Raw genomic sequence first — 6141 nt, 5'->3', positions numbered from 1 at the left:
TTCAAACAGTCTCTCTTGATAATTCAATTTTAATGGATGTTTTCAACCCATGCTAAAATTCAGTAAAGAGAAAAAGAATTTATTGATGTTGAAACAGCTAAGAAAGCAGGAAGAACAAATTTCAATGAAATGCTTACATTCCTGAAAAAGAATAAAGATATCAAAATTATCCTTGTAGAAAAGACTGATAGACTTTACAGAAACTTCAAAGACTATGTTATTCTTGAAGACTTAGACTTAGAGATCCACTTAGTTAAAGAAGGCTCTGTATTAAGTAAAGATGCCAAATCACATGAAAAATTAATGCATGGATTCAAAGTTTTAATTGCAAAAAATTATATTGATAATCTCAAAGAAGAAACTCAAAAAGGTATGTCAGAAAAAGCAGAACAGGGATATTATCCTTCAAAAGCTCCTATTGGTTATATTAATGCAATTGGAGAAAACGGAAAGAAATTTATAAAAGTAGATGAAACAAAAGCTCCGTTTATTAAGAGATTGTTTGAACTGTTTGCCACTGGTAATTATTCCTTAGATACTGTCAGAGATCAACTTCTGGAAGAAGGTTTCGTATATGGCAACGGTAAAACTCCATTTTATAAAAGCACTGTATGGAAAATCTTGAATAATGAGTTTTATACTGGAGTTTTTACTTGGCAGGGTAAGACTTATGAAAATGCAAAACATGAACCAATCATAAGCAAAGAATTATTTTATAGGGTTCAGATGGCATTAGATGATCCTACAAAGCCGAAAAGTAAAAAACGTGAATTTCCATATACGAACTTAATTAAGTGCGGTGTATGTGGATGCTATCTAACAGCAGAAATTAAAAAGGAAAAATATATTTACTATCACTGCACAGGAAATAAAGGCAACTGTCAGCAACCTTATATCAGACAGGAAGAAATTGAAGATACTTTTGCTGAATTATTTAAAAGTATTTATTTAACTGATGAAGAGATAAATGACATCATTGCATGCCTGAAAGATATTCATAAAAAGAAAATTGAGCATCATAATATCTCAATAGAAGAAATACAAAAACGAACAGAGCTTTTACAAAAGCGAATTGATTCGATTTATATAGATAAAATTGATGGAAAAATCTCTGAAGAGTTCTGGCAGGAAAAACATTCACAATGGAAAAAAGAAAAAGATGAGCTTTTAATAAAATTAAATGCTTATAACAAAGCTGATGCTGAATATTTTTTAAATATCAATTTAATGTTAGAACTCGCTAAAAATGCTTATAGACTGTATTTAAGGCAAACATCCGAAGAAAAACGAAAATTAATTAAATTAGTGTGTTCGAACTTTTCTTATAAAGATCAAAAACTAGATGTGGTGCCGAATCCGCTCTTCTATGAAATAATTAAATCAAAAAGGCAGCAAATAAGCTCAAATATAGATGCTAAAAAAGATACAGCCATAAATGCTATATCCTCTAATAAAAAATGGTACCCCCAGGGGAATTCGAATCCCCGTCGCCGCCGTGAAAGGGCGGTGTCCTAGGCCACTAGACGATGGGGGCATATACCTTATTTATTGCCTTAGTTGCCTTAGCAAATACAACATAGCAGAACTTTATTATGTTTGTCAACAATTTATATTGATTTTGTTTCTTTGGTCATATCTATAGTAATAATTGAATATATTATGACTCTTTTAAATGCTTAATGTGTCTGTATACATAAATTGCAAATAAAACGAGTAGGATTCCAACAATCGCATAGTCGAATTTATGCCATAAATCTTTGAGTTGTTCTCTATGCTCACCCAATTTTACTCCAACATAAACCAGGAAATAGCTCCAGATCAATGAACCAATAAATGTATATGCTATGAATCTTGGGAAATGCGCTCTTAATATGCCGGCAGGAAGTGATATGAAAGTTCTGACTACAGGGAGCATTCTACATATGAAAAATGAAATATCACCATATTTTTCTGTCCATCTATCAGCAATTTCCAGATCTCTTTTGCTTATTAAAAACCACTTTCCGTATTTTTCTACAAATGGTCTGCCTCCGAAGTAACCAAGATAATATGATGGAACTGATCCAACTACACATCCAAAAGCTCCTGCAAAACAGGCCACATGAAAATTCATAATTCCTTTGCTTACTAAATAACCAGCAAATGGAAGTATAGCCTCACTTGGAAGTGGTATATTAGCTGATTCTATTGCCATTAATATTACAACTCCAAATGGGCCAAGGTTGCTTATTGTGGTCTCAATATAATGAATAATAGGAACTAATATTGTATCTAATGCACTCATATTTTATCTCTCCAATAAATTTATTCCTTATATTCAAGATAAATTAAATTTAATTAAATAGCAATAAATTTAAATACCTTGAGATAATTATATATCTAAAAGCATGACATATTTTAAACGTGTATTTTTGTTTGGTAAATAGATATTTCCATCAAATAGATGATCCAATAACAAACCTTAAATTTTATTATTGAAGAGACAAGATATATTCTAGAGTAAATAAGAAGATTAATGGGTGGTTGAGATATGTCTTTTCAATTTAAACATAATAAATCTGAAAAAATTCAAGAACAGAGGATTCGTTATATCCTCCCTAAGAATGATGGGGAGATTTCGAATTCTATTACAAGAAATTGGACTGATCAAGCAATTAGATGTTATACGGGTGGTCAGAATTGTAGTGAATGCTCAATTGCTAAAGGTGATTATTCTTTTGTATGTCAAATGCAAAATGTTATAAAAATATTACTTGAGCAAGTGGGCCCACCAGATCAGGACAAAGTTGGAAAAGCATCAGCATAACATCACAGGTTTACCCCTTATTAGAAAAGAGATCAGGAAGATCTCTTTTTTGTTTTGAAAAACAAAAAAAGGCTTTAAAAAGCCTTAGGTGAGGAGATGAGAAATTTATTGATAATTTATTTAGTAAGTGGGTAATAATAAGGTAAATTATGACTGAAAAAATTATCTCTAGGTTTTTCAGGTGGTTTGCCAAATATGAAATTTCCAACTTTATTGGCTATTTTTCCTCCAATGAATACACCTATCGATGCACCGATTATACCGCCTAATGGTGGCAATAGTGCCGTCATTGCTGCACCAAGTAAGGCCGATCCAGCTGTATAGCCAGTTATGTTTATGGCAGATCTACCTACTTGCTTCAATCCATCGCCATTTTTGAAACTTCTAACTACTGCGGGCAATTCAAATAATGCAGATAGTGCTATATTTAAAACTGGTATTCTACCAAGAGCTTTTGCTGTTACTGCTGCGCCACTACTTACTTTTGCGCCATTAATTCCGGCAACGTATTTTTCAGCTGCGCCATTTTTAACTACTGACTTGATTTGGCAGCCTTTAAATATTTTTGAGAAACCATCCCGTATAAATTTAAAATCGGTAAGATTCTTGTCCATTCCTAAAAGCATTCTACCGAAAGCTGAATTTTTCATTTTTTCTTCGGTAAAAGTATACCTGAAAAATCCAAATTCTGTTATTTTAGCTCCATGTTTATTTGTCTGATAAAGAGGGTTATATACCGCTTTAAAGCTCGGATTAGTTGCAAGTTCATCAAGATTATTTATTTTTTCTCCTAATGAAGGAAGACTATTGGATAAGTTATGAAAAACCTTCTTAGTAGTATTAAAATGCTCTTTAATAAGAGGTAATTTATTAACTTGCTGAGCAAGAACTACCATACCAGTCAAATTTTCACCCTGGCTATACCTTTTTTGGACATTATTAAAGCCAGGTGCATAAACTTGCGATATTAATTTTGGAACCCTATTAAAAAATGATCCTGATTCCATACTTCCCATACTTATTTACCTTCCCAAGGCTAAAACATAAAATACTTCCAATTATATAAAAAACAATTTATGTCTTAAATTGCCTATTTTTAAAAAAATGTAAAACTTGTTAACATTTCATAAAAACAAGTTTTTGGCTAAAATCAAAATATAGTCAGGTTTATATTAAATATGGCGTTTTTAATCAGAAATTAAGGAGCAAACAAAAAATTCTTACGCATTTTATTCAAAGGGGAAATTTTCTCCGTCGCTATTCAAACTCTTCGAGTTTTCAAGGCTCCTACGAAAACATCCCCTTTTGAGATTTTGTATAAGGATTTTTTGTTTGCTCCTTATATTATCTCAGTGATTTATCGATTGTAAATTCTTGGCTTTTTTAAGGAAATCTCTAATTTCGATTATGGATATTGCTTGATCAGCAGGCTGTACAAGTTCATTTCCTATAAAAAATGCTAATCCATTATAGCTTTTAACTTTTTCAAAAGCATAAACATCAGTTTTATCATCGCCAAAATAAGTGGGAAAATAGTCAGGATAATCTGATATTAAAGATTCTACTGCACTACCTTTATTAAAGCTGTTTGGAAGAAGTTCAAGGACTTTTTTTCCTTCCTGAAATCTAAAGTAGCATTGATTTTGGCTTTTGATATTTATTTTTTGTTCTGATTCTAACTTTATCTCTTGAGATTTAATTGCTTCTTTAAATCTATTTATGGCTATTTGAGTATTTTGTTCATTCGCAAGTCTATAATGAACAGAGATAGAGTACTGTTTATCTTCAATGTAAATTCCATCTAACTCGTTTAAGTCTGATATAGAGTTTTTAAGATTTTCTATAATTTTTTTATAGCAATCGGAGACATTGATGTGTATTTTCCCATTTTTTAATATTTCTCCGCCGTGTATTCCATATATCAGTATATTTTTATTAACTATACCTGATAATTCCTGTAAGGTTTTAATATCTCGGCCACTTATAAGGGCTATTTTTACAAGATTACAATTTGATAATTCTTCGAGAACCTGTCTAGTTTCGCTGTCTAATCTTGCCAGCTCCGGTTTTTCCACTATAGGGACCAGCGTTCCGTCATAATCAAATATTAATAGTACTTTATTATTTTCTTTTATTTTGTAAAGTATCTTGTCTAAAGCCTGCATAAAAAACTATCTACCCATTTATAAACGTTATTTTCCTTAATGTGTTGCCTTAGATATGTCATTATTCTTTTTTGTTCTTCATCAGAGGTTTTAATTGCCTTCAAAATTGCGTTAGAAATTGATCTGACATCAAAAGGATTGATAAGTATTCCTGTATCTATTTCCTCTGAGGCTCCAATGAACTCACTTAATATTAACATGCCGTCATTATTAATTCTAGATGCTATATATTCTTTTGTAACAAGGTTTAATCCGTCTCTTAATGATGTAATTAAAGCAAAATCGGCGCAGCAATAATATGATACCAGGTCTTCGAAGTTTAATGAATTATATATATATGCTATAGGACTCCAACCATCTTTTGAAAACTTACCGTTGATTCTTCCGACAGCTTCATCTACTTCCCCTTTAATCTTTTGATATTCTATAATTTTAGTTCTGGATGGCACTGCTATCTGGATGAACATAAATTTCCCTCTATATTCAGGATGAGTATCCAGAAAATGTTCGATTCCATTTAATCTCTCAAATATCCCTTTTGTATAATCAAGTCTATCAACTCCAATCCCAATAATATCAACATTGAACATACTTCTCAGTTTTTTAACTTTATACTTGACACTGTTTTTTCTGGCTGTGTTATCGATTAAATCAAAATCAACGCTTATCGGGTGGGCAGGAACATCAATCATCCTGTTATCATAGTGAATATGATTATTTATCATGTCTACTTCAGACATATTTATTTTTCTTCTTACACATTCCAGAAAATGCTTTTGGTAACTTTCTGTATGAAAACCAATTACATCTGCGCCGAGTAATCCCTCCAATAGAGCCTTTCTTTTAGGTATTACTCTGAATAGCTCATAATTAGGGAATGGTATATGCATGAAAAAGCCTATTTTATTCTTAACTCCAGCCTTTCTTAGTAAACTTGGTACTAGCATTAAGTGATAATCTTGTATCCATATTACATCATCCGGCTTAACAAAGCTGAATATTTGGTTTGCAAACTTTTTATTTACTTTTATATAAAATTCCCAATCTTTTTCGTGAAACATATATCTGGCTGGTAAATAGTGAAACAATGGCCAAATTTGTCTATTTCCAAAACCTTCATAATAATGGGTATTTTCCTGATGTGTTAATTTAATAGGCCTTATTTCATAT

At 31.5% G+C, this 6141-nt stretch carries 5 protein-coding genes and 1 tRNA gene; 1 reads left to right on the top strand and 5 read right to left on the bottom strand.

Translation table 11 applies throughout. From position 1 onward, the window contains the following. Positions 1–1458: 1458 nt before the first annotated feature. Together A2255_10950 and A2255_10945 are read right to left on the bottom strand one after the other, a co-directional pair. Positions 1459–1534, bottom strand: a tRNA-Glu gene (locus A2255_10950). 123 nt (positions 1535–1657) lie between these two features. Next, on the bottom strand, positions 1658–2284 hold the full coding sequence (locus A2255_10945) for an alkaline phosphatase (GenBank protein ID OGI18190.1): 627 nt from the start codon (positions 2282–2284) through the stop codon (positions 1658–1660). 246 nt (positions 2285–2530) lie between these two features. On the opposite strand from A2255_10945, the gene A2255_10940 reads away from it, so the two are divergent. Then, positions 2531–2806: a hypothetical protein gene (locus tag A2255_10940; GenBank protein OGI18189.1), complete on the top strand. Its 276-nt coding sequence runs from the start codon at positions 2531–2533 to the stop codon at positions 2804–2806. A gap of 116 nt (positions 2807–2922) precedes the next feature. On the opposite strand, the gene A2255_10935 is transcribed toward A2255_10940, so the two are convergent. The 3 genes from A2255_10935 to A2255_10925 all read right to left on the bottom strand — a co-directional run bounded on the left by A2255_10935 (position 2923) and on the right by A2255_10925 (position 6059). After that, the gene (locus A2255_10935) at positions 2923–3822 is read right to left on the bottom strand and encodes a hypothetical protein (GenBank protein OGI18188.1); all 900 of its coding nucleotides are present in this window, start codon (positions 3820–3822) and stop codon (positions 2923–2925) included. Positions 3823–4155: 333 nt separating this feature from the next. Continuing rightward, positions 4156–4971, bottom strand: a complete 816-nt coding sequence (locus A2255_10930; protein OGI18187.1) for a trehalose-phosphatase — start codon at positions 4969–4971, stop codon at positions 4156–4158. Next, positions 4959–6059, bottom strand: a complete 1101-nt coding sequence (locus tag A2255_10925; protein OGI18186.1) for a hypothetical protein — start codon at positions 6057–6059, stop codon at positions 4959–4961. Before A2255_10925 ends, A2255_10930 begins: the two co-directional genes overlap by 13 nt. Positions 6060–6141 lie beyond the last annotated feature (82 nt).

This window comes from Candidatus Melainabacteria bacterium RIFOXYA2_FULL_32_9 (genome assembly GCA_001784615.1).
Taxonomy (GTDB): Bacteria; Cyanobacteriota; Vampirovibrionia; order Gastranaerophilales; family UBA9579; genus UBA9579.
The sequence above is the reverse complement of the archived record's forward strand: the minus strand, read 5'-3'. Positions and strand labels throughout refer to the sequence as shown.